This is a genomic window from Arcobacter roscoffensis, assembly GCF_024267655.1.
Taxonomy (GTDB): domain Bacteria; phylum Campylobacterota; class Campylobacteria; order Campylobacterales; family Arcobacteraceae; genus Arcobacter_B; species Arcobacter_B roscoffensis.
This window is the reverse complement of the sequence record NZ_CP100595.1, coordinates 446881-472237: the sequence shown is the minus strand read 5'-3', so window position 1 is coordinate 472237 and position 25357 is coordinate 446881. Positions and strand designations below refer to the sequence as shown.

25 protein-coding genes are annotated in these 25357 nt (G+C 27.4%); 21 read left to right on the top strand and 4 right to left on the bottom strand.

The window, feature by feature from the left end; all coding sequences use genetic code 11:
- The first annotated feature begins 50 nt into the window (after positions 1-50).
- From napG to NJU99_RS02285, 12 genes are all read left to right on the top strand, one after another.
- Positions 51-854 carry a ferredoxin-type protein NapG gene (napG, locus tag NJU99_RS02340; RefSeq protein ID WP_254577131.1) on the top strand — a complete coding sequence of 268 codons (804 nt, stop codon included), beginning with the start codon at positions 51-53 and terminating at the stop codon, positions 852-854.
- Positions 854-1684, top strand: a complete 831-nt coding sequence (gene napH / locus NJU99_RS02335) for a quinol dehydrogenase ferredoxin subunit NapH (protein WP_254577130.1) — start codon at positions 854-856, stop codon at positions 1682-1684. The genes napG and napH overlap by 1 nt, the downstream gene beginning before the upstream one ends.
- Positions 1671-2276, top strand: a complete 606-nt coding sequence (locus NJU99_RS02330; RefSeq protein WP_254577129.1) for a nitrate reductase cytochrome c-type subunit — start codon at positions 1671-1673, stop codon at positions 2274-2276. The genes napH and NJU99_RS02330 overlap by 14 nt, the downstream gene beginning before the upstream one ends.
- 1 nt (position 2277) lies before the next feature.
- A complete protein-coding gene (locus NJU99_RS02325) occupies positions 2278-2757 on the top strand; it encodes a 4Fe-4S binding protein (RefSeq protein WP_254577128.1) in 480 nt (159 codons plus the stop codon).
- A 14-nt stretch (positions 2758-2771) separates the two neighbouring features.
- Positions 2772-3725 (top strand): WD40 repeat domain-containing protein, encoded by a 954-nt coding sequence (locus NJU99_RS02320; protein ID WP_254577127.1) that lies wholly within the window; start codon positions 2772-2774, stop codon positions 3723-3725.
- Between the two features lie 3 nt (positions 3726-3728).
- Positions 3729-4115: a chaperone NapD gene (locus NJU99_RS02315; protein WP_254577126.1), complete on the top strand. Its 387-nt coding sequence runs from the start codon at positions 3729-3731 to the stop codon at positions 4113-4115.
- Between the two features lies 1 nt (position 4116).
- The gene (locus NJU99_RS02310) at positions 4117-4569 is read left to right on the top strand and encodes a PAS domain-containing protein (RefSeq protein WP_254577125.1); all 453 of its coding nucleotides are present in this window, start codon (positions 4117-4119) and stop codon (positions 4567-4569) included.
- A 37-nt stretch (positions 4570-4606) separates the two neighbouring features.
- Positions 4607-4978 carry a hypothetical protein gene (locus NJU99_RS02305; protein WP_254577124.1) on the top strand — a complete coding sequence of 124 codons (372 nt, stop codon included), beginning with the start codon at positions 4607-4609 and terminating at the stop codon, positions 4976-4978.
- Positions 4979-5308: 330 nt separating this feature from the next.
- Positions 5309-5848, top strand: coding sequence for a cytochrome c nitrite reductase small subunit (gene nrfH, locus NJU99_RS02300; RefSeq protein WP_254577123.1), 540 nt, complete (start codon positions 5309-5311; stop codon positions 5846-5848).
- Between the two features lie 9 nt (positions 5849-5857).
- Positions 5858-7348 (top strand): ammonia-forming cytochrome c nitrite reductase, encoded by a 1491-nt coding sequence (gene nrfA / locus NJU99_RS02295; protein ID WP_254577122.1) that lies wholly within the window; start codon positions 5858-5860, stop codon positions 7346-7348.
- A 92-nt stretch (positions 7349-7440) separates the two neighbouring features.
- Positions 7441-10578: a cytochrome c biogenesis protein gene (locus NJU99_RS02290; protein WP_254577121.1), complete on the top strand. Its 3138-nt coding sequence runs from the start codon at positions 7441-7443 to the stop codon at positions 10576-10578.
- Between the two features lie 403 nt (positions 10579-10981).
- Positions 10982-12973 (top strand): EAL domain-containing protein, encoded by a 1992-nt coding sequence (locus NJU99_RS02285; RefSeq protein WP_254577120.1) that lies wholly within the window; start codon positions 10982-10984, stop codon positions 12971-12973.
- 22 nt (positions 12974-12995) lie between these two features.
- On the opposite strand, the gene serS is transcribed toward NJU99_RS02285, so the two are convergent.
- Positions 12996-14234: a serine--tRNA ligase gene (gene serS / locus NJU99_RS02280; protein ID WP_254577119.1), complete on the bottom strand. Its 1239-nt coding sequence runs from the start codon at positions 14232-14234 to the stop codon at positions 12996-12998.
- A gap of 236 nt (positions 14235-14470) precedes the next feature.
- Here serS and NJU99_RS02275 point away from each other — a divergent pair, with 236 nt between their 5' ends.
- The 6 genes from NJU99_RS02275 to NJU99_RS02250 are packed head-to-tail and all read left to right on the top strand — an operon-like array spanning position 14471 to position 19248.
- Positions 14471-15217, top strand: coding sequence for a DUF3450 domain-containing protein (locus NJU99_RS02275; protein WP_254577118.1), 747 nt, complete (start codon positions 14471-14473; stop codon positions 15215-15217).
- Entirely contained in the window at positions 15217-16530 is a 1314-nt protein-coding gene (locus NJU99_RS02270) for a MotA/TolQ/ExbB proton channel family protein (protein WP_254577117.1), read from the top strand. Before NJU99_RS02275 ends, NJU99_RS02270 begins: the two co-directional genes overlap by 1 nt.
- A 1-nt stretch (position 16531) precedes the next feature.
- A complete protein-coding gene (locus tag NJU99_RS02265; RefSeq protein ID WP_254577116.1) occupies positions 16532-17053 on the top strand; it encodes a MotA/TolQ/ExbB proton channel family protein in 522 nt (173 codons plus the stop codon).
- The gene (locus NJU99_RS02260) at positions 17050-17457 is read left to right on the top strand and encodes an ExbD/TolR family protein (RefSeq protein WP_254577115.1); all 408 of its coding nucleotides are present in this window, start codon (positions 17050-17052) and stop codon (positions 17455-17457) included. Before NJU99_RS02265 ends, NJU99_RS02260 begins: the two co-directional genes overlap by 4 nt.
- Position 17458: 1 nt before the next feature.
- Positions 17459-18073, top strand: coding sequence for an energy transducer TonB (locus NJU99_RS02255; RefSeq protein WP_254577114.1), 615 nt, complete (start codon positions 17459-17461; stop codon positions 18071-18073).
- Positions 18070-19248 (top strand): tetratricopeptide repeat protein, encoded by a 1179-nt coding sequence (locus tag NJU99_RS02250; RefSeq protein WP_254577113.1) that lies wholly within the window; start codon positions 18070-18072, stop codon positions 19246-19248. The genes NJU99_RS02255 and NJU99_RS02250 overlap by 4 nt, the downstream gene beginning before the upstream one ends.
- Before the next feature lie 26 nt (positions 19249-19274).
- Here the strand turns inward: NJU99_RS02250 and NJU99_RS02245 are convergent, their stop codons facing one another.
- Positions 19275-19487 carry a hypothetical protein gene (locus NJU99_RS02245; protein WP_254577112.1) on the bottom strand — a complete coding sequence of 71 codons (213 nt, stop codon included), beginning with the start codon at positions 19485-19487 and terminating at the stop codon, positions 19275-19277.
- Between the two features lie 99 nt (positions 19488-19586).
- Between NJU99_RS02245 and NJU99_RS02240 the strand changes: the two genes are divergently transcribed.
- Genes NJU99_RS02240 through NJU99_RS02230 form a run of 3 tightly spaced genes read left to right on the top strand, consistent with a single transcriptional unit; the run spans position 19587 to position 23253 of the window.
- Positions 19587-20864, top strand: a complete 1278-nt coding sequence (locus tag NJU99_RS02240; RefSeq protein ID WP_254577111.1) for a TAXI family TRAP transporter solute-binding subunit — start codon at positions 19587-19589, stop codon at positions 20862-20864.
- 47 nt (positions 20865-20911) lie between these two features.
- Positions 20912-21877 (top strand): tryptophan--tRNA ligase, encoded by a 966-nt coding sequence (gene trpS / locus NJU99_RS02235; RefSeq protein ID WP_254577110.1) that lies wholly within the window; start codon positions 20912-20914, stop codon positions 21875-21877.
- Positions 21878-21888: 11 nt separating this feature from the next.
- A complete protein-coding gene (locus NJU99_RS02230) occupies positions 21889-23253 on the top strand; it encodes a diguanylate cyclase (protein WP_254577109.1) in 1365 nt (454 codons plus the stop codon).
- 4 nt (positions 23254-23257) lie between these two features.
- Here the strand turns inward: NJU99_RS02230 and NJU99_RS02225 are convergent, their stop codons facing one another.
- Together NJU99_RS02225 and NJU99_RS02220 are read right to left on the bottom strand one after the other, a co-directional pair.
- Positions 23258-24019, bottom strand: coding sequence for a WG repeat-containing protein (locus tag NJU99_RS02225; RefSeq protein ID WP_254577108.1), 762 nt, complete (start codon positions 24017-24019; stop codon positions 23258-23260).
- 9 nt (positions 24020-24028) lie between these two features.
- On the bottom strand, positions 24029-25357 hold the full coding sequence (locus NJU99_RS02220; protein ID WP_254577107.1) for an ankyrin repeat domain-containing protein: 1329 nt from the start codon (positions 25355-25357) through the stop codon (positions 24029-24031).

Below are 25357 nucleotides of genomic sequence, written 5' to 3'. Positions count from 1 at the left end.
GGGTGTATTGTTGAAAGCATATACAATCCTTCAATTAAAAAGAGTCAAAAATGAAAGCTAGTAAAAAAGAGCCAATTAGTGAGAGGAGAAGATTTTTTCTAAATATTGCAAGAGCTACAGGTCTTGCAGTATTAGGAGGTCTTACTTGGAGTGCCTATGTAGATGAAGTAAAAGCTTCACAGCTTATACTAAGACCACCTGGGGCTTTAAAAGAAGATGATTTTCTTGCAACTTGTATAAAATGTGGTATGTGTGTTGAAGCATGTCCTTTTGATACTTTAAGACTAGCAAAACCAGGTGATAACAAGCCTCTTGGAACACCATACTTTGAACCAAGAGATATTCCTTGTTATATGTGTACAGATATTCCTTGTGTACCTGTTTGTCCTACAGATGCACTTAATTTAAATTCTGTAAAAAATGAGAAAAATGAACTAGATATTAATAAATCTAGAATGGGTGTTGCAGTTATTGATGATAATAGTTGTATAGCATTTTGGGGTATTCAATGTGATGCTTGTTATAGAGCTTGCCCTTTACTTGGTGAAGCAATAAGTGTTGAATATACAAAAAATGAAAGAACCGGAAAACATGCATTTTTAAAGCCAGTTGTTCATGCAGATGTATGTACAGGTTGTGGCTTATGTGAAAAAGCTTGTGTTACCCAAAAAGCAGCTATCTTTGTTCTTCATAGAGAAACAGCTTTAGGAAAAGCAGGTGATTACTACATCAAAGGCTGGGATAAGAATGATGAGAAAAGACTTGAAAATGCTACAAGTAAAAAAAATACAACAGGCATAAATGAAAAGTCAGCACTTGATTCTTTAAATAGCGGTATGGAGGATTTATATTAATGAAAACTTTAATAAAAAAATATAGATTTCTTATTGCTAGAAGAATCACACAAATTACAATAATGGTTTTATATATTATTGCTAATGTATATGGAATAAATATCTTAATGGGAAATTTAAGTAGTTCACTCGTTTTAGAATTAGTTCCTTTAAGTGATCCTTATGCAGTAATGCAAATGTTTGTGGCTGGTGCCACTATTTCATTTGACATTATTTTAGGAGCTTTCTTAATCATTTTATTTTATATGATAATTGGAGGAAGAGCTTTTTGTTCTTGGGTTTGTCCTGTAAATATGATTACAGACTTAGCTAATTTTCTTAGAAGAAAATTAGGTTTTAATCAGATTCAAAAAAAGCAACCTGCTTCAAAAAATATAAGATATTGGCTTATTGCAATTAGTTTTATAATTTCATTTTTTATGGGTGTAGCAGCATTTGAATTGATTTCTCCTATTTCAATGGTACATAGAGGAATTATCTTTGGTCTTGGTTTTGGTTGGGCAACAATATTAGTAATATTTCTTTTTGACTTATTCGTTTTAAAAAATGGATGGTGTGGACATATTTGTCCTTTAGGTGGTGTTTATTCACAAATAGGAAGGTTTAGTTTTTTTAAAGTTCATCATAATCATGAGGCTTGTACAGCTTGTATGAAATGTAAAGAGGTTTGTCCTGAAAGCCATGTTTTACATATTATTACAAAAGAATCAGCACCTATAATGGGAGCTGAATGTACAAACTGTGGAAGATGTGTTGAAGTGTGTGATGATGATTCACTAAACTTTTCCATAAGAAAATTAATAAAGGAAAGAGAAAATGAAGTTCAGTAAAGTAACAATAGCAATCATAGCTGCTGCAGCAATATTTACTGTAGGGTGTGCAACAGCAAATAAAACAGTAAGTGAAGAGTCGTTAGGTTTAAGAAAAACAGATTTATACACAGAATCTAATACAACAGGTGATAAAACAAAATATTCTGACAAACCAGCAGGAACAAGTACTAAGATTGAAAGAGCTTTTGAAAATGCTCCTCCAATGATTCCTCACAGTGTTGAAGGAATGTTACCAATTACTATTAATAATAATCAATGTACAGCTTGCCATGAGCCTGCAATAGCACAGTCTATGGGAGCAACACCAATTCCTAAGTCTCACTTTACAGACTTTAGACCAGAAACATCTTTAGCTAAGAATGGTAAAATAGTTAAAGAAGGTAAAATAGTAGAAAATACAAGTGATTTAAAAACAGTAAGTAAAGAACTTCATACATTATCAGGTTCAAGATTTAACTGTTCACAATGTCATGCTCCACAATCAGAAGGAAACCTTGTTCCTAAAAATGAATTCCAAGCTGAATTTAGAAGCAAAGGACTTAATGAAAAATCTAACTTAATTGATACAATTAATGAAGGTGTAAAATAATATGAAAAGAAGAGAACTTTTTAGTTCTCTTGCTTCATCTTTTACAAAAAAAGAAAAGCAAGAGAAAATTATAAGACCTCCTTATTTTAGAAATAAAGAAGTTTTTTTAACAAACTGTATTGAATGTAGTGATAAAAAATGTAGTACTGTTTGTGAAGAAAATATAATTTTAATATTAGAAAATGAAACGCCAGCTATTAGTTTTGAAAATAGTGGTTGTACCTATTGTGATGAGTGTGCAAATGCCTGTGAACATGAAGTCTTAAATATCGAAGATAAAAAAAATATAGCTGTTAAAATTGAGATTGATCCATTATCTTGTTTAAGTTGGAATCAAACAATGTGTTTTTCATGTAAAGACCCATGTTTAGATGATGCTATTGATTTTCTAGCAATGTTTAGACCTGAAATAAATGAAAACTGTACTTCTTGTGGATATTGTATTAAATATTGTCCTACAAGTGCAATTAAAATAATATAAAAAAGGGCTTGCATATGAATAAGTTTTTTTTCTTTTTAACTTTTCTACTTACTACTTTAAATGCAAATGAAATAAAACCTTTATTTCAATATGAAGCAAGTGGAGCTGTAACTGAACTTATAGTTAAAGAAAATAAGATTTATGCCGCTAGTGATGCTTCAAGCATAGATATATTTAATATACAAACAAAACAAAAAGTTTCAACTATTCTATTCCCTAAAATTAAAGATTTTATGGGGGATATAGTTAATTCAAAAATATATAGTATAGATATATTAAAAGATAAAATTCTAAGTGTTTCACAAGGTGAAAAAGGTGGAAGGAATTTAACTATTTATGAAAATGGTAAATTCACAACTATTATCTCAGATAAAAAAAGAATGTTCATTGCAAAAGCAAAGTTTTTAGATGAAAATAGAATGATTTTTTCATTACTATCAAATGAACTTTATATATATGATATAAAATCAAAGAAAAAAGTTCTAAAAGTAGATGTATCCTTATCAAAGTTTTCTGATTTTGTTTTAAATGAAAATAAAAAAAGTGTTATTGTTGCTGATGAAAGTGGTATTTTAAAAATGCTAAACACAGATAACCTTCAAGTAATTAAAGAATTTAAAAATCAGAATCTAGATAATGTTTTTCAAGTTGATACAAAAAACAATATTATAGCAACAGCAGGACAAGATAGAAGAGCTGTTATTTATGATGAGTTAAACAATAAAGCACAATATATAAATGCACCATTTTTGATTTATAGTGTAGGACTAAGCCCAAGTGGTAAAAAAGTAGGCATAGCTTATGATGAAGAAAACAATGTTTTAATTTTTGATACAAAAAGTAAGATAAAGAAATTTAAACTAATTGAAAATCTAGCAATTATTTCAAAAATTCTTTTTATCAATGAAAAAGAGCTTTTTATATCAAGTGATGACAAAAAAATAAACTATTATAAAATTAAGGAGTAAGATATGAATATTTCAAGTATTGTAGTACAAACATTACCAAAGTATATAGATGAAGTTGTGGAATCATTAAAAAAATGTGAGGCATGTGATTATCATATGCATGATGAATCAGGAAAAGTAATTATCACAATTGAAGGTGAAAATGTTGAAGAGGAACTAAAAAAGTTAAAAGTTATTGAAAGTATCCCTCATGTAGCAAGTGCTGATATGCAAATGGCCTATAGTGAAGAAGAGTTAAGTTCACACCTAGAAGTACTTAATAACGCAGAAGCTGTTCCAAAAATTCTAAATGAAAAAGACATTGATCCAAAAGATATAGTTTATAATGGTGACTTAAAAAGAAAAGACTTAATAGGATTTACAAAAGTATTTGATAATACAGGAGAATAATATGCAATATAACTCAAGTCATTTTTTATGTGAAACTATCGTTCCTAAAAATGAAATTATTGTATCAAGAACAGATTTAAAAGGTATTATTACTTATGTAAATGATACCTTTGCTCAAATCTCAGGTTATGAAGCTGATGAATTAATTGGCGAGCATCACAATATAGTAAGACATCCTGATATGCCTAAAACAGTATTTAAAGAGCTATGGGAAAGTTTACAAAAAAATACTAAATGGAGTGGATATATAAAAAATCTTAGAAAAGATCAAGGATTTTATTGGGTTTATGCAGAAATATCTGGTGTACATAAAGAAAATAAATTAGTTGAATATAAATCACTTAGAACTCCTATTACTTTTGAAAAAAAACTAGAATACCAGATCAAATATGATAAATTAAGACTAAAAACAAATGATTATGTTAGAAAAGTGATTTATGAAAAGATAAACTAATTTATATTTTGTTCACAATTCTATTGTATTATTAAATATGAAAAAAATACTATTAATAATATCGCTAACAATACAACTTTTTGCCACACCAAATATCAAGGCCTATGCTATTGGAATTTTTGATAGAAATGGTGATGGTGAAAATATTCAGCATCTAAGAAAAACAAAAAATGATTATGAAGGATTATGTTATTCAAAAGTAGTTGTTTTCTCAAAATCTAACATAACTACTCCTCAAGTAAATATAGGTAATTCAAGAGGTCATTTTTTGAAATCTATTCCCATTTATAATAAGTATAAAATCAAAATAGCTCAAGAGTTTACATTTAAACATTTTAATATTACTAAAGGATATTTTGAAGTAAGAATTGATGGAAAATTATATGATAGTAAAGTATTTGTTAAATAGATTTAATAACAAAATTCAATTTAAGCTTAATAATATTTTTCATAATAGTTACATATTAATTACAAAGCATTAAAGTAAATAAATTTTTACCAAATTTAAATTATATTAAACTAGTTTTCTTTAATATAAAAAAATATTATACTTATGTGGACTTAAAAGCCTATATTTAGGAACTTCTGACACAAATAATACAATCAGATATTTATTTTTAAAAAAAGTAAAATAAAAAATACTTATTAAAAATTGAATAGCTATTCATACTCTTGACCTAAATCAAGATTTTAAAAAAATATAAATTTTATAATTACAATGTAACTTAAAGGATTATTGATGAAAAAAAATCAGAAAGTTGTAATTTATGGCTCAGTTTTAAGTCTTCTTATTGCCACTTCTCTTTTTGTTTACACTGTTTATGCATCAAATATGCTGTCATATTTATCAAGTGACCCCAAAGCCTGTATCAATTGTCACACAATGAATTCAGCTTATGCTACTTGGGAAAAAAGTTCACATAAAAATGTTGCAGGATGTATTGATTGTCACCTACCTGTAGGGGATGCTATAGCTAAATATCAAGCTAAAGCAATAGATGGGTGGAATCACTCTGTTGCATTCACTCTAAATACCTATAAGAATAATATTCAAATAGGTGAAGATGGAGCAAGCCGTGTGCAAGCAAATTGTGTTAGATGTCATGCAAGTGAAAATGCGACACTAAAAATAAATGCTGACAAATATCACAATGTAGAAGAAGGAAGTCTTGAAAATAGTAGGAAATGTTGGGAGTGTCACAAATACGTGCCACATGGAAAAGTTAGAAGTTTAATTTCAACTCCATACAATCTTGGAATTAAAGAACAAATGAAATAGAGGTTCGTTATGAAAAAATACAAAATACTACTTGTTATAAGTATAATAGCAATTGGTTTAATGTCTGCGTTAATAGCTTCAATTAATGAAAAAAAAGTAGAACAAGCACAATTAAAAGAAGTACCCAAAATTGATAGATGGGAAACAAAAAATGAAGAGTTTAAAAAACACTATCCAAGACAATTTGATTCTTGGAAAGAAACAAAACACTCTGATGAAATAGAAGATATGCTGAAAAAACATCCTGAACTCGTAGTTTTATGGGCAGGATATGGTTTTGCAAAAGATTATAATGCTCCAAGAGGGCACTTTTATGCCATAGAAGATAATAGAAACACATTAAGAACAGGTGCTCCTGTTGATGAAAAAACAGGACCTATGCCAACAGCATGTTGGACTTGTAAATCGCCTGATGTTCCAAGAATAATGGATAAAGAAGGTGATATGGAGTACTTTACTGGTAAGTGGTCTAAATATGGTTCTGATATTATAAATCCTATTGGATGTGTTGACTGTCACAATCCAAAAACAATGGAGCTACAAGTAAATAGAGAATATTTAAATACAGGTCTTAAAGCAGCAGGGAAAAAACCTTTAGAGGATGCAACTCAACAAGATATGAGATCAATGGTTTGTGCTCAATGTCATGTTGAATACTACTTCAAAAAAACACCTCTTGCTGATGGCAAAAAAGCTGCAGTTGTTACTTTACCATGGGGTGAGGGAACTTCAGTAGAGTCAATGGAAAAATATTATGATAATTTAGAGTTTAAAGATTGGACTCATAAAATATCTAAAGCACCAATGTTAAAAGCACAACATCCTGGTTGGGAAATGTGGGAAACAGGAGCACATGGAAGAAATAATGTTTCTTGTGCAGATTGTCACATGCCTTACACTCAAGAAGGTGGTATAAAATATACAGACCATAATATTGGGAACCCACTTGAAAATATGGATAAATCTTGTATGAATTGTCATAGAACAAGTGAAAAATCTCTTTTAGATAATATTAATAAAAAGAGAGAAAGAAAAGATAATTTACACCAAAAAGCTATGACAGCTATTGCAAATGCTCACTTAGAAGCTGGAAAAGCTTGGGAAATTGGAGCAACAAAAGAAGAGATGGCACCTATACTAAAAGACATAAGACACGCTCAATGGAGATGGGACTATGCAGTAGCTTCACACCCTGCTTTCTTCCATGCACCAGAAGAAACATTAAAGATATTAGGTACATCTATAGAAAAAGCAGGAAATGCTAGAATAAAATTAGCTAAAGTATTAGCTAAATATGGAGCAAGTGATTATGTAGCACCTGAAATTAAAGATAAAAAACAAGCACAAGAAATCATTGGTTTACCATTTGAAAAACTTGTTGAGGATAAGAAAAAATTCCAAAAAGGTTTAATGCAAGAGTGGAAAAAAGAAGCTGAAAAAAAAGGTTTATATAATCCAGAGTCAACTAAAAATTTAGAAGATAAAACTTCTTATAACTAAAAATAAAAAAGAGGCTATCCCTCTTTTTTATTTTCTATTTCTTTTTAATATAAAAACTAATACAACTACAAACAGTTATATATGGATCAATTATGAAAAAAACACTCAAATCTTTATTTAGTATGCAAGCAATGATAGTTTTACTATTTTTTATGGCTGTTTCTTGTGCATTAGCAACTTTTGTTGAAAATGATTTTGGACCTTTAGGGGCAAAATCTTTTATATATGGACAAACATGGTTTGAACTAATAATGCTTATTTTAGTAGTTGGTGTTGTATTTAATATTGTTTGGTTTAAAATGTATAAAAAAGATAAATTTTTTATCTTTTTTATACATATTTCATTTGTATTTATACTTTTAGGTGCTGCTTTAACAAGATATATGGGATATGAAGCATATATGACAATTCCTGAAGGAAGTTTAGAAAATAAAATGTATTCAAATGATGAATATATACAAATAAAAAATGGTGATAAAATTATATATGATAAAAAAGTTTTAATGACACCATTATCTCAAAGCTCAGTTAATTTTAATACTTTTATAAATAAAAATGAGTTAACCATAAAATTTAATAGATATATGCAAAATGCAGTAGAAAAAATTGTTCCATCAAATGATGGTAAACCACTTATTAATATTATAGTATCAGAACAAATGGGTACTAAAAGTATTGATTTAGAAAACAATAATACTATAGAAACCAACTTTTTAGTATTTGCTTTAAATAAAGAGATAAAAACCTCAAAACCTACAATCATATTTGAAACTAAAGATAAAAACATTTTTATAAAAACAAATATTGAAGCAAAGGTTTACACAAAGGATTTTAAGAAAGTAAAAACTTTACAAGCTAATACAGATACACCTTTAATTTTAGAGCAAATATATAAAGTTGGACAAACTCAATTTATGGTAAATGAGGCAACTACTAAAGGTATTTTAAAAACAGTGAGTGCTAACAAAAACATACCAAAAGAAATACAACTAAATGCAGTAGTTTTAGATTTAGAATATAAAGGTAAAACACAACAAGTGTCATTATTTGGAAAAGGTGGTTCAACAAAGGGACTTACAAAAAATGTACAACTTGATAAGGAAACAATATCTTTATCATGGGGTGCTAAAATTTTAGAGCTTCCATTTTCAATCCTATTAAATGACTTTAGATTAAAAAGATATCCCGGTTCAAATTCTCCTTCGACATATGAAAGTGATATAAAAATTTATGATAAGTATAGTAAAGATACTTTAGAATATACTATTTTTATGAACAATGTCTTAGACTACAAAGGTTATAGATTTTTTCAATCTTCATATAAACAAGATGAATCAGCCACAATTCTTTCAGTAAATAAAGACCCAGGGAAACTGCCTACATATATAGGTTATTTTTTACTTTTTACAGGATTGCTATTAAGTTTATTTATTAAAAAAAGTAGATTTAAGAAATTAGCTAGAAAAAAATATACACTTGAAGAGATAAAAAAAACTTACCATACAAAAAAAGCCCTTGGTTTAGTTTTCTTGGCACTAGTATTTTTTTATACTCCTATCACAAGTTATGCAAATAACTTGATTTTAAATAAAAATCCTCATGTTTTAAATATAGATAAAAATCACTCAGAACTATTTGGAAGTTTATTAGTACAAGACTATCAAGGAAGAATAAAACCTATAAACTCTTTAGCTATTGAAATTATCAACAAAATCAGTAGAAAAAACCAACTATATGGATTAGATGCAAATCAATTTTTCTTAAGTATGATGCTTTATCCTAAAATTTGGCAGGAAGTTAGTTTTATAAAAATAAAAGACTCTAAACTAAAAAAACTTATAGGAGTTAATAAAAAAAGTAAAACAATTAGCTTTAATGATATTTATAACCAACAAGGAAATTATAAACTTCAAATAGCACTAGAAGAAGCAAATGCAAAAAAACCAGCTCTTAGAAATAGTTTTGATAAAGACTTAATAAAAATAGATGAAAGACTTAATATCGCTTACACTTTATTTACAGGAGACTTTTTAAGAGTTTTTCCTAAAGTTAATGACAAAAATGATAAATGGTTAAATATAAATGAAGCTATAAAACTTCTTATAGCACAGGACTCTGAACATATTAAAAATCTAATGGAAGACTATTATTTTTCGTTAAGTGATGCAAGTCAAAATAAAACTTCTTGGGATAATGTAAATAAAGCTTTATTAGCTTTAAAAGCTTATCAAGAAAAAAATGCACAACATATTATTCCAAATGAGTTTAAAATAAAAGCTGAACTAATTTTTAATAAATATAACATATTTGAAAGATTGACTCCTTTTTATTTACTTTTAGGTTTTTTTCTACTTATTCTAATATTTGTTAATATTTTTAAATCAAATATTGAACTTAATAAAATTATCAAAGTAGTTCTTGTTTTATTAGTACTTGCATTTAGTATTCACACACTAGGACTTGCTCTTAGATGGTATGTAAGTGGTCATGCACCATGGTCTAATGGTTATGAATCAATGATTTATATTGCATGGGCTATTATATTATCAGGAATATTTTTCTCAAAACAATCTCATTTAGCATTAGCAACTACAACTATTTTAAGTGGAGTAACTCTATTTGTAGCTCATTTATCTTGGATGGAACCACAAATAACTACTCTTACTCCCGTCTTAAAATCATATTGGCTAACTATTCATGTTAGTGTAATTACTGCTAGTTATGGCTTTTTAGGACTTAGTGCTTTATTAGGTTTTATTTGTTTATGTTTATTTATTCTTGCAAACCCTAAAAAAGAAGATGAGAATTTTTTTAATATTTTACTAAGCATAAAAGAAGCAAACAGAATAAATGAAATGTCTATTCTAATCGGTCTAGTATTACTTGTAATAGGAAACTTCTTAGGTGGAATTTGGGCAAATGAGTCATGGGGAAGATACTGGGGCTGGGATCCTAAAGAGACTTGGACTTTAGTATCAATAATCATTTATGCAATAATTATTCACTTAAAATATATAAAAGGATTACTTAATGATTTCACTTTAGCAGTACTTTCAACAATAAGTTACTCATCTATTATAATGACATACTTTGGAGTAAACTACTACCTTGCAGGAAAACACTCTTATGCAGCAGGCGATCCTATACCAATACCTACATTTATTCCTATAACCCTTATCATTATAACAATAGCAATTTTACTTGCATATAAAAATAGAAAGGTTCTTTAATCTACTATTTTTATCTTATTAAATAATATTTAGAGTAATTTATAAAATTAATTTAAACTTAAAAATAGAAATTACGAAATTTTTACTATAAACGTAGCATTAAAGTAGCATTTTTACTTTTTTTATGATATAATCTCTTCCATAAAACAAGAGGTTTTATCTTAATTATCTCTCCTTAGTTAAAAATTACGTAGCTGTAACAATTTTTTTCGAAGATGAAGCTTCTTTTTTATAAAAACACAATCGAAACTATCAGTTTAATTCAATTCCCAAGTTTTATCTTTTTATATATTTTAACCTCTTTTGATAAAACTTGGAATTTTACTACCTTAAAACAAATCACATTAACAACTTTTTATTATAATCATAATATAATCTTTTAATAACAATAAAAAGAGATTAAATGTTTAAGAATTCACAGTTTAATGAACTAATAGAAAATGCCCGTGATATCAAAGTTTTATACGCAGAAGATGAACACCTTACAAGAGATGCAATAGAAAAATTACTAAATATTATTTTTGAAGAAGTAATAGTTGCAAAAGATGGAGAAAATGCTTTAGAACTTTTTGAAAAACATAAAGATATTGATTTACTTATCACTGATATAAATATGCCAAAACTTAATGGAATTGAACTGTTAAAAATACTAAAAGAAAAAAACCCAAATCTTGCTACTATAATTGTTTCAGCACATTCCGAGAGTAAATTTATGCTTGAAGCAATAAAACTTAATGTTGATAATTTTATATTAAAACCTTTTGAAGCACAACAACTATTTGAGGTTGTAAAAAAAGCTATTGAAAAAACATCATTAAAAAGACAAAATGAAAGAAATCTACTTATTCTTAAACAATACCAAGAAATAACAAATAAAAGCTCTATAATTTCAAAAACAGATGCCTCAGGAGTTATCACTTTTGTAAATGAAAACTTTTGTGAAATATCTGGCTACTCAAAAGAAGAATTAATTGGAAATAATCACAATGTTGTAAGACATCCTGATAACCCCAAAGAGCTTTTCAAAGAACTTTGGCATACAATTAAAATAAAAAAAGAGCCATGGAGTGGGATTATAAAAAACCTTGCAAAAGATGGAAAAAGCTATTTTGTAAAATCTACTATAAAGCCCCTCTTAGATCAAAACAATGAAGTTATAGAGTATATGGCACTAAGAAATGACGTAACAGAAATCATGAGTGAAAAAAAGCAGTTAGTTGCTTCTTTAGAGTCTTATGAAAACTCTTTTTTAGCATTAATACAAATTGAGAATTTTGACATTTTAGATAAGTTTTATGATACAGCAACTGTTTATAAAATCGAAGAAATATTTGAAGATTTAATAGTAAGTCTTTTTCAAAAAAACTGTAAAGTATATGAGAAAATATTCAAGCTAGGAGATGGACTTTTTGCTATTAGTAATAGTATGAAGAATATTGAGAAACATAATATAAATATAGAACTAGAGCTACTAACACTTATAAAAAACACTAAAAATTCTACAATAAAGTTTGAAAATATTGAGTATGATGTATCAATTGCCATTAGTTATTGTTTTGGAGAAAAAAATGTATATGAAAATGCAAAATATGGAATTGAAAAAGCTTTAGAAGATAATAAAAGCATGGTATTTGCAAATAACTTAGTAGAAGAAGCTCAAGAAAGAGCACAAAAAAATATAGAAACAATTCATATGGTAAAAAAAGCCCTTGATAACTATAATATAGTCTCTTACTTTCAACCGATTATTGATAATAAAACAAAAGAAATTGCAAAGTATGAATCTTTAGTAAGACTTATTGATGAAAATGGAAATACCATATCACCTTACTTTTTCTTAGATGTATCAAAAAAAGGAACATACTATACTAAGATTACAAATAGAGTAATTGAAAGTTCTTTTAAGGTGCTAGACCATATTGAAAATAGTGTGAGTATCAACCTCTCTGTTTTAGATATGGAAAATGAAGATATTAAAAATAAACTAATTGAGCTTACTTCAAAACCTGAATATAAAGGTAGAGTGATTTTTGAGCTTTTAGAAAATGAAAATATAAAAGACTTTGAAAGTGTAAAAGATTTTATTGCAAAAGTAAAAAAACTAGGTGATGTAAAAATTGCTATTGATGACTTTGGAAGTGGTTACTCAAATTTTGAGCGACTTTTAGAGTATACACCTGATATTCTAAAAATTGATGGAAGTTTAATAAAAAATATAGAAACCGACCCATATAGTAGAAATGTAGTTGAAACTATCGTAACTTTTGCAAAGAAACAAAAAATTGAAACTATTGCAGAATTTGTAGAAAATGAGAGTATTTATAATATCTTAAATGAAATGGGAGTTACTTACTCACAAGGTTATTACTTTGGGAAGCCTGAGAAACTACTATAAGAAGTAGACTTACGTCTATTTCTTACATATACTTCTTTAAAACTGCAGGAATTTCTACTGTTCCATCTTCTCTTTGATAGTTTTCCATAATAGCTAAAAGTGTTCTTCCAACAGCTAATGATGAACCATTTAATGTATGAGCTAATACATTTTTCTTTCCATCTTTATATCTGATTTTTGCTCTTCTTGCTTGGAATTCTCTTGTGTTTGAAATTGAAGAGATTTCTCTAAATTTATTTTGACCTGGTAACCAAACTTCTAAATCAATAGTTGTTGCTGCACTAAATCCTAGGTCACCTGTACATAACTGTACTTTTTGATGAGCAAGACCTAATGATGTTAATAAATCACTTGCACAAGATACCATTTTTTCGAATACTTCTTCTGACTCTTCTGCTTTTGTAATGGCAACCATTTCAACTTTATCAAACTGGTGTTGTCTTATAAGTCCTCTTGTATCTCTACCTGCACTACCTGCTTCTTTTCTAAAACAAGGAGTATAAGATGTAAGCATAAGTGGTAACTCATCTGCTGGTACAATTTCATCATTATAAAGGTTTGTAAGTGATACTTCTGCTGTAGGGATTAAGTATAAATCTTCCCCTTCAATTTTAAATAAATCATCTTCAAATTTTGGTAATTGACCTGTACCTTGAAGTGTATTTGAGTTTGCCATAAAAGGAACATACCACTCTTCAAAACCTCTTTGTCTATTAAAGTCAAGCATATAGTTGATTAAAGCTCTTTCTAATCTTGCACCTTGACCTTTAATAGCAGAGAATCTAGATTTTGCAAGCTTTACACCTCTTTCAAAATCTAGCCATCCATTAGGTAAATCCCAGTGTTCTTTTGGCTCAAAATCAAAAGATGGTTTTTCACCAATTGTTTCTAGAACAACATTTTCATCTTCATCAGCTCCATCTGGAACATTTTCATCTGGAAGATTTGGAACGCCTAAAGCAATAGAAGTAAGTTTTTCTTCAAGTACTCTAACATCATCCTCTAAAGTTTGTTTTTTAGATTTTAGTTCATTAATATTTGCTTGAAGTGGTGCAATATCAAGACCTTCTTTTTTATATCTTCCAAACTCTTTTGAAAGCTTATTTTGCTCAGCCGTAACATTTTCCATTTCTTGTCTTTTAAGCTTTGCTTCTTCTGAAATAGCTTTTAAGTTATCAAGAATTTCTGAATCTACACCTTTTCTTGTAAGTGCAGCAGCAACATTTTCAAAATCTCTTTGTAGTAATCTTATATCAATCATCTTAATCTTTCATCTATAAAATTTTTGGTGATTATATCTAAACTTTTCTATATGAAGCCTTTTAGAAAAGAGCCTATTTCTTGTCATGAATAAAATTAGCTAAGTATCTTGTAATATTTATTTGATTATGATTCTCAAAATTATACCTAAATGATATTGAAAATCATTTATGTGATTTTATTGTCATTTTTACTTGGCATAATCACAAATAATCATAGAATGAAAAAAGGATACAAATGAGAAAAATATATAAAACTATTTTGGTTTTATTAAGCCTCCAATTAATTTCATATGCAAATACCATTGATAAATCAATAAATGTTATTGAAAAGACAAACTCAAAACTAAAGTCTTATCAAAATAGTATTGATAAAAATGAAAGAATTAAAGAACATTTATTAAATGAGTACAAATATACAACAAGTGCTATAAAAAGTACAAAAGTTTATAATTTGCAATTAGAAAAAATAAAAAAATCTCAAGAAGAAGAGCTTTCAAGTTTAAATCAACAGATTATTGATATTGAGCAAACACAAAAAAATATTTTTCCATTAATGATTGACATGATTAATTCTCTTGAAGCTCTTGTAAAACAAGATACACCTTTTTTACTAGAAGAGAGAACTACTAGGGTTCAAAGACTAAAAGATATTTTAGATAAAGCAGATATTCAAACTCATGAAAAATATAGAATTATTCTTGAAGCCTTTAAAGTAGAGTATGACTATGCAAAGACGATTGAAAGCTATCAATCTAAACTAAATGATAAAACATATAACTTTTTAAGATTAGGAAGAGTTGCTTTATATTATCAAAGTTTAGACTTAAAAGAGTATGGATACTTTAACAATAAAACAAAATTTTGGGAGACAATAGATGATGCTAAGTCTAAATCAAATATTAGAAAAGCAATAAAAATTGCAAAAAAACAACAAAACGTTGATTTCTTAAATCTTCCCTTTTTAGCTACAAAGGAGAAATAATGATTAAATATATATTAACTTTAGCCCTAGTTTCAAATCTTGCTTTTTCACTTGATTTAAACAATATTCTACAAAGTATCAAAAGTGATTCAAAACAAGAAATAAATGAAGAAAAGAAAAGGCTTCAAGAATTTTTAGAAGATAAAAATAAACAAGCTTCTTTATTAAAAGAAAAAAAAACTCAATTAAAAACTATTGAAGAAAAAAGTTCTGAGTTAAAAACAAAAATTGATGAAAATGAAGTTTTACTAGAAGAAAAAGAAAGAGAGCTAAAAAACAAATCTGCAAATTTAGGTGAAATGTTTGGTAGCGTAAGACAAATATCAGCAGACTTTTTAACAAACTATCAAAACTCATTAACAGCTTCTCAAAATCCTTTAAAAGAAGAAGAGTTTAATAAACTTGCAAACTCTAAAAAACTTCCAAATTTAGAAGAATTAAAATCATTTTGGCATGGAATGTTAGATGAAATTATTCAATCCGGAAATGTATCAAGATATGAAGCAGATGTGATTTTAAATAGTGGTGAAAAAACAACAAATGAAGTTACAAGAATCGGTCTTTTTGCTGCTGTCTCTAATGGTAAATATCTAACTTACTCAAATGATATGAAAGCTTTAATTGAGCTAGCAGTTCAACCAAGCAGTTCAGTTTTAAATCAAGCAAAAAAGTTTGAAAACAGCACTACTATTACAAATATTACAATTGACCCAACAAGAGGAACACTTTTTGAAATGCTTGAAAATAATCCTACTATTATTGATAGAGTAAAACAAGGTGGAATTGTTGGGTATATAATCCTTGCTCTTGGAGGACTTGGTTTATTATTTGCTTTATATAAAATCATTGTTTTAAATATTGCCTCAGTTAAAATCAAATCTCAAATAAAAAACCTTGACAAGCCAAAACAAAACAACTCTTTAGGAAAAATTGCAGATATATTCTATAAAAATATAAATGACTCAATAAATAATTTAGAAATAAAAATTGGTGAAGCAATCATAAAAGAAACAAATAAAATCAAAAAAGGTCAAAGTTTTGTGAAGCTTCTAGCAGCTGTTACACCTCTTTTAGGACTTTTAGGAACTGTTACAGGAATGATTGCAACTTTTCAAGCTATAACACTTTTTGGTACAGGTGACCCCAAACTAATGGCAGGAGGTATTTCAACTGCTTTAATTACAACGGTTTTAGGTTTAATCACTGCAATACCACTTCTATTTGCATACACTTATATCTCTTCAAAAGCAGATGAACTTGTATCTATACTAGAAGAGCAAAGTATTGGACTACTAGCAAAGACCTTGAAATAAGATGATTGAAGTATATTTAGATGACTTATTAGCCTTCTTTGATAAAGGAGGCTTTGTTTTATATATAGTATTTGCCATTGCTTTATTTTTATGGACACTATTGATTGAAAGATATATCTATATAAGTTTTGAGTACAAAAAATATAAGAAAAAAGTACTTGAAGACTTGAAGAATCTAAATGAAAAAAATAGATTTAAAGATGAAATCAAAAGATGTATAGTCGAAGAAGCTAACTTCAAACTAAAAACAGGTCTTGAATTTATAAAGACATTGATTATAGTCTGTCCTTTAGTTGGTCTTTTAGGAACAGTTACAGGAATGATTGAAGTATTTGATGTGATGGCAATTATGGGTACAAGCAATGTAAAATCTATGGCAAATGGTGTTTCAATGGCAACCATTCCAACTATGGCTGGAATGGTTGTAGCTTTAAGTGGAATACTTTTTGAAAAAAGATTAGATTTATCTATAAAGTACCATACTCAAAAATTAGAATTAGAACTTTCAAAGGTTATAAAATGAGAAGATTTTCACAAAAACATCATAAAGAAGAAACTGAAATAAATCTAACTCCAATGCTTGATGTTGTTTTTATTATGCTTATATTTTTTATTGTTACAACATCTTTTGTAAAAGAAGCAGGTATTGAAGTCAACAGACCAAGTGCTGCATCTGCTCAACAAAAAGGAGCTGCAAATATTCTAATAGCAATTAGAAATAATAATGAAATATGGATCGATAAAAGAATGGTAGATATTAGGTCAGTTAGAGCCAATATAGAAAGACTAAAAGCTACAAATACTCAAAACTCTATAGTTATTCAGTCAGATAGTGAGTCTAAAACTGGTATTTTAGTGCAAGTTATGGATCAAATAAGACTTGCAGGTATTTTTAATATCTCAATATCAACACTAAAAGAGAACTAAAATGAGACTACTTATAGCTCTTATTTTATCAGCTGTTATAAGTGTAGCTATATTTTTTGCTATGAATTTAATGACTACTAGTAAAAACTCTAAGTTGCAAGAGAAATCAGAGACTAGGCATTTAGTTTATTTAAGAGAAAAAAATGAAACTAAAATTGAAAGAAAAAAAAGAGTTAAACCAAAAGAGCCACTCAAAAAGAAACCACCAAAAAAAATTGAAATTAAAACAAAAGTAAATACACAAATAAATAAGAACATAAAAGTCAAAGCCTTTAAAGTTCAATCAAAACAAGTTGATATTTCTGCACTTTCTTCTTTAAGTGGTGCACAAATTGAAATGAATGCAGGATTAGTTGATGCAAATAGTTTAACTGCCATTTCAAAAGTAAATCCAAGATTTCCTAGACGTGCAAAAATAAGAAAACAAAGTGGTTATGTAAAACTAAGTTTTTTAATAAATAAACATGGAAATGTAAGTAATGTAAAAATACTTGAATCAAAGCCCAAAGGTGTGTTTGATAAAAACTCTATTTATGCCATAAAAAAATGGAAATTTGAGAGAAATGAGTTTGATAGAAATGCAACAATAACATTTAATTTTAGGTTACAAAGATGAAAAAGATAATTTTAATACTACTAGTTTCTATTGCAGTTTTAAATGCAAAAGATACTATAAAAGCAAGTGATTACAAAAACTTACAAAAGGTAAATAAACTAATAGAACAAAATAAGCTATCAAAAGCTAAAAATCATATTAAAATTTTGCTAAAAAAAGATATAAATAATCTAACAAAGTCATACGCTCTACAATCTTTAGCAAATATAAATCTAAAAAGAAAAAACTATAAAGCTGTGGCAAGAGATTATGAAAAGATAATCTCATACAAGAGTTTAGAAAAAGATGATATTTTAAAAATAAAATATTCACTATCTAAAATATATTTTAGTTTAGAAAAGTATGAAAAAGCTGTAAAATATTCAAAGCAGTTGATTAACTCAAAAGTAGCAAGAAATAAAGAACTTTATGAAAACATAGCTTTATCTTATTACTATAATAAAAAATACTCAAATAGTGCAACTTATACTAAAAAAGTTCTTGTGCTAAGTAAGGGTGACAAAAATAAAGAGTCTTGGTATAGAATGCTTTATTCAGCTTATGTAGAAAGTAAAAAATATAAACTTGCAATTAATACTCTAAAAGATATGACTAAAATCTATAAAAAAAACGAAACCTATTGGATGCAGTTAATTTCACTTTATGAAAGAACTAAACAAAAAAGAAAGTCATTAGCAACTTTAGAATTTACATATAAAAACAATATTGTAAGTAAGGGAAAAAATCTTTTATATTTAATAAGTATTTTAAGTGATTATGGGGTTTATAATAAAGCAGCAAAATATATGCAAAAAGCTTTAAATGAAAAAACAGTTAAGAATAATCAAAAAAATTTCAATATCTTAATCTCTTTATATTTAAATGCAAAAAACTATGACAAATCCATAAAACTACTCGAAAACTCACCTTTTGCAAAAAATGATAAATATCAATTAATACTTGGGAATATTTACTATAATCAAAATAGTTTTAAAAAAGCAATAAGCGTTTTAGAAAAACACAACTTCAAAACAAGATCTAAAGCAGATGGAAAAAGATATACACTTTTAGCATTAAGTTATTATGAGTTAGATAATAAACCAAGACTTACTAAATATCTTAAAAAAGCCTCAAAAAATAGATATGAAAAAAGAAGAGCTAAGAGTTTAGCAAGGGACTTAGGTTTTAAAATCTAAATCCCTTTAAAATAATCTATTTAATTTTATCCGTTCATTTGCATTTTGATGATTACTTCACCTGTTGGCTCATCATAAACAGCTACAAATTTATGCTTATGACAAAAGTCCTCATTCATTTCTATACACATCATATTTGCTTTTTCTAAAGCTTCATCAATTGTTTCAAAAGTCATTTCTTGTTTATAATCTGAATTTTTAAAGCATCCACATGCTCTTTCAACTCTTACTGTTGCCATTTTATCTCCTAATAAATTTTTTCGAATTCTAACATAATCATCATATAAACTTCTTTTAGTAAAATATAATAAAAGTTTTTATTCAAAAAAGAGTCCTATATGAAAAATAAATTTATCTTAGTGTCTATCCCTGTGATTGCACTTGTTGTGGGAGTATTTTATTTTACTGCCCAGTTTATAAAACCAAGTCCCAAAAAAGAAATCACTATAGCAACTGGTTCAAAATCAGGTCAATATTACCAAACAGCCCTAAAATATAAAGAACTTTTAGAAAAAGAAAAAGTTAAAGTCAATATTATAAATAGTTCTGGCTCTATTGAAAATATACAACTTTTAAATGAAAAAAAAGTTGATATAGCATTTATACAAAATGGAGTTATTGAAAAAAGCCAAAATTTAGAATCACTTGCTTCACTTTATTATGAACCTTTATGGATATTTTACAATTCTAATATAAATGATTTATCATATATTCAGGATTTAAAGGGCAAAAAAATAGCCATTGGTCAAAAAAGAAGTGGCACTGAAGATTTAGCCTTAGATGTTCTAAATATAAATGGTGTATATGAAAAAAACAGTACTTTATTTAATTATGATTCAAAAGTAGCCACACAAAAACTACTCTCAAAAGAAATTGATGCTTTATTTTTAGTCACATCTGCTGATTCTAAAATTATAAAAAAACTTTTGAATAGTAAAGAAATATCTTTATTTTCATTTAAAAGAGCAAATGCTTATAGTAGAAAGTTTCACTATTTAACACCTCTTGATTTACATGAAGGAACTATTGATTTATTAAGAAATATACCATCCCTTGATAAAAAACTCTTGTCAAGTACAGCAACACTTGTAGCTCATAAAGAGTTTTCTGATGAGTTAGTAAGAATTTTACTTAAAAAAGTAAAAGAAGTACATAGCGAGAAAACACTTTTTTCAAAAGAAGGACAATTTCCAAATAGCCTAAATCTACCACTACCTCAAAATGAAGAAGCAAGTATATATATGAAAAATGGTGACACTTGGTTGGAGAAAATATTTCCATATTGGATAGCTTCAACTCTTGATAGATTAAAAATTCTTTTAATTCCTCTTATTACTTTGTCTATTCCACTGTTTAAAGGAATATTTCCTTTATATAGATGGAGTATTAGATCAAAGATTTACAGATGGTATGATGAACTTCAAGATTTAGATTTAAGTTTAGATAAATCAAGTAAAGAGGAGCTAATTCAAAAACTTAGTGAACTTGAAAAACTAAAAAAAGAAATAAAAGATGAAACAAAAGTACCACTTGCTTATATGGGTGAATATTATGATTTAATCATGCACTTAGAACTTATAATCTCAAAGGCTAGTACTAAGTTAAATAACCAGTAATTATAGTTTTTTTTGATATAATTCTCAAAAAATTATAAGGATTAGATTTGAGAATTTTATCAGGAATTCAACCATCAGGAACAATTCATATAGGTAACTATTTTGGAATGATTAAGAAGATGATTGAATCTCAAAACGATGGAGAATTATTTGCGTTTATTGCATCTTACCATGCATTAACATCAGTAAAGGATAAAGAGCTTTTAGAGCAAAACACTTTTGAAGCTGCAGTTAACTTTTTAGCACTAGGAATGGACCCAGAGAAATCTACATTTTGGGTACAACACCATGTAAAAGAAGTACTAGAACTTTACTGGCTACTTTCAAATCATACATCTATGGGACTTTTAGAGAGAGCCCATTCTTATAAAGACAAAACAGCAAAAGGTATTCAAGCTAACCATGGATTATTTTCATATCCAGTTTTAATGGCAGCTGATATTTTACTTTATGATTCAAATATAGTTCCAGTTGGAAAAGACCAGATCCAACACGTTGAAATGACAAGAGATATTGCAAACTCTTTTAATCACGCATATAAACAAGAACTATTTGTAATGCCAGAATCAAAAGTAGATGAAATTGTAGCTACAGTTCCAGGAACTGATGGGGCTAAAATGTCTAAATCATACGGTAATACTATTGATATGTTCAATACAAAAAAGAAAATCAAAAAACAAGTTATGGGAATAGTAACTGATTCAAAAGAGCTTGATGAAGTAAAGAATCACGAGAACTGTAATATTTATAAGCTTTGTGAACTATTTATGAATGAAGATGAATTAAAAGAGTTACAAGTTAGATATGCAACACCAGGTGAAGGTTATGGTCACTTTAAACTAACACTACTTGATAAAATCAATGAACACTTTGAACCATATGTTCAAAAAAGAGAACATTTACTTGCAAATCCAAAAGAAGTTCATGAAATCTTAGCTTTTGGAGCTTCAAAAGCTTCTAAAATCGCTAGTGAAAAAATGAGAATTTTAAGAGACGCAGTTGGATTAATATAAGGATTTAAAGTATGATGCCTACAGTTGAAGAAATTGCTATAAAAAAAGTTGTCTTAATTGACAGAAACTCTACATTAGAAGAAGCCATAAAAAAAATGGCTGATGCTAATATAAGAAATATAGTAGTTTCTGACACTGTAGAAGAAAAACATAAATATTTTATGCTTACAATTGATCATCTAATTGATTATAAATTAGGTTCAATAGACCAAAACATTTCACTAAAAGAGCTTGATTTACCAAAAGCGAAAGTGGTACAAAAAGACTTAAGCATTCTAAATGTTTTAAATGAAGTTGATATTACAGATAGATATATGATTATTTTAGATAAAAATGAAATACTTGGTATTCTTTCATATAGTGATATAATCAATAATATTGACCCAAAAATTCTAATAAAAAAGCAAACAATTGCAAAACTTATCTTGCAGTATAAAGCTGTAACAACTTATGAAAACACTACAACTTTACACACAATTGAGCTTATGAGAGATAATCATAGTGATTCTGTGATTATCATAAATAATGAGCAATATCCTATTGGAATATATACAACAAAAGATTTTATAAATCTTGTTCATAAAAACTCTGATTTAAAGCTTCCCATAAAAGAGTATATGAGTCAACCTGTTTATACTTTAAATGAAAATGCAACCATTTCTGATGCACTTGATTTTATACAAGATAAACACTTTAAAAGAATAGTTGTAACAGATGATGAAAACAAACTTGTAGGAATTTTAACGCAAAAAGAATTACTAAGAATTGTATATAATAAATGGATTGATTTTATAAAAGAAGAGGGAAATAAAATCTCTAAGATAAATGAAGAGTTATTATCAAAAACTTCAAAACTTGAAGAAAAAGCCTCTTATGATTTTCTTACAAAAATTTATAATAGACAAAAATTTGATTCTTATTTAGAGTATGAAATAAAAAAAACAAATAGATATGATAATCAAGTTTTATCTATTATGTTACTTGATATAGACTACTTTAAAAATGTAAATGATACTTACGGTCATCTAATAGGAGATAAAGTACTAAAAGAAGTAGCTAAAATACTTACTGTTTGTTCAAGAGACTGTGATATTGTTGCTAGATGGGGTGGTGAAGAGTTTGTACTTATGCTTCCTCAAACAAATATAGAACAAGCTATGTTCGTAGCCCAAAAGCTTCGTGCAACTGTGGAAAAACATAAATTTGAAGAAATTGGTAATATTACTTGCTCTATTGGAGTTAGTCAATTTCACAAAGGTGAAGAAAAAGAAGTTTTATTCAAAAGAGTAGATGAAGCACTTTATAAAGCAAAATCAAATGGAAGAAATAGAGTTGAGATAGAGTATATAAATGAACTTTTTGAGCAAGAAAACTAGATAACTAAAAGTTATCTGCGTTTTCAAATATAATACTATTTAATTCTTTACCATCTTTATTTATATATGTCCAGAGTTTATCTTTTTGAACTTTAGCTACAGAATTAGAAAAATCTCCAACTTTATCATATTTTATTTTAGTAATTAGTTTACATTTAGTATCTATAAAACCCCACTTATTATCTTTTTGAACTCTCATTCTATCTTCGCTAGATAAAAAAATCATATCATAATCTAAAGGTAAAACTAAAGACATATCTTTACTATTTATACATCCATATTGAACTTTTTCGTTTTTTTCATAATTTTTTACAATTATTGAACTATCAATTACATCTCTAACACCATCATATATAGGTTTTAAAACTATGTTAAACTCTTCATCTATAAGACCATATTTACCATTAAATTCGATTTTAGCATAAGCATTAAAAAAATTTCCAATAGAGTCATAGACTACTTTTAACTTCAAGTTTCCTTGTCTATCAACAATTCCATATTTTCCATCAATGTTTTTAACAACAGCAAACTTTTTTTCATTTAAATGAAGCCAATGGAAATTAACATAATTAGGATGTTCATATCTATTTGAAGTCATATTATCTAAAAAATATACTTTTTCATAAACAGGCTTTACAAGAAGTTCTCCTTTGTTATTTATAAGACCATCTTTATCTTTTACTGTTACAGCTGTTGTATACTCTTTGTTACTACAAGCTGTAAATATTAAAAGAACTAAAGGTATTATATAAAATGTTTTTTTCATAACTTTGCCTTATTCCATGATCTTTTCTATATTAAACTCAACTCTTCTTGATGCATTTTTATCTTCAATTCCATTTTCATCTAAAATTAGATTATCTGATGACATTCCATAAGAGTTATAAAGTGTATCTAGCCACTCTTTATTTTCAAGAACTTTTTTTTCTTGCATATTTAAAGTATAATCAAGAACTTGTTTTGCTCTTTTTTGCGAAAGTATTTTATTTTTCATATATTTTTGTTCTAATGTTTTAACACTACTATATTCAGATGATGTATGACCTTCAACTCTAACTTCAGCAATTTCATTTTTATATTTATTTAAAACCTTTAAATATCTTGGGAAAAAGTCATCAAGTATATTTTTGTATGACTCTTTTAAATCACTACTTCCCTTAGTAAATAAAACACTTGGTTTCATAAATCTAAAAATTAATCCATCTTTTTCAAGTTTTGCATTCCATGGTTCAAAATCATCTTTAAACTCTTCCATTAAATCTTCGTATAAACCAGAAATAAACTTAGTTGGTACCTCTTCAACTAAAGGCTCTTCCTCTTTTATTAAATCTGCTAAATTTGCAATTTCTATATCTTTATCTACTGTATTTGTTCCAATAGCAGTAATAAGATAAGATTCTGACATATCTAAAGTTTTATCTAAAAATGCACAATATTTGCTATCTGCAATTTTTGATTCATAAGTACCAAAAGGCTCTGTGTTTTCAACATTTTCATTTACTATAGTAAGTTTAACTTTAGTAGCTACACCTTTAATAATTGAACCACAAATTTTATTTTCATCAGCACTGTAATAGTCAAGTGTAATATCAAGATTTTCACACATTTTTGATATATCATTTGTTTGAATCATCTTCATTATAAAAATATCACTATTTTTTGAAGTATTATGTAAAGGTGTCATAGAATGTCTATCTTTTACACTCTTCTTTGCACCATTACAGATAAGAAATTTAGACATTGTATTTGTACTATTTCGTGTTGAATCTAGTAAAGGAGTATCTTTAAATATATCTATACTGTTTACAGTTGCACCATTTTTTACTAAAAATTTTGCAATTTCTAGTTCATCTAATCTTGCTGATAAATGAAGTGCCGTATAACCATATTTATCTTTTAGATTTACTTCTATATTACTTTTTAGAAGTTTTCTTACCTGATTAATATCTTTTGCACGAACTGCATCATGCAATGGTGTTTCACCTATAAAGTCTTGTAATTCGTCAACTTTGTTTTCTATTTTAATATTTGAACTATTTTGACTAAAAGAACAACCTGTTAAAAATAAAAAAATTGCTACTATTACTAATAAAGTTTTTTTCAT